This window comes from Pseudomonas koreensis, assembly GCF_036668835.1.
In the GTDB taxonomy this organism is placed as follows: Bacteria; Pseudomonadota; Gammaproteobacteria; order Pseudomonadales; family Pseudomonadaceae; genus Aquipseudomonas; species Aquipseudomonas koreensis_I.
The window spans coordinates 1-255 of the sequence record NZ_JAZEVW010000057.1; the positions used below are offsets into that span (position 1 = coordinate 1).

The window sequence follows — 255 nt, forward strand, 5'->3', positions numbered from 1 at the left end:
CAATTTTGTTATGGGGCCATAGCTCAGCTGGGAGAGCGCCTGCCTTGCACGCAGGAGGTCAGCGGTTCGATCCCGCTTGGCTCCACCATATAAACTGCTTCTGAAAGCTTAGAAATGAATATTCCGTAAGAATATTGATTTCTAGTCTTTTGATTAGATCGTTCTTTAAAAATTTGGGTATGTGATAGAAAGATAGACTGAACGTTACTTTCACTGGTAACGGATCAGGCTAAGGTAAAATTTGTGAGTTCTCTT

At 41.6% G+C, this 255-nt stretch carries 1 tRNA gene; it reads left to right on the plus strand.

Going from position 1 to position 255, the window contains the following annotated elements:
- Window positions 1–12: 12 nt before the first annotated feature.
- A tRNA-Ala gene (locus V6F91_RS27275) sits at window positions 13–88 on the plus strand.
- The last annotated feature ends 167 nt before the right edge of the window (window positions 89–255 follow it).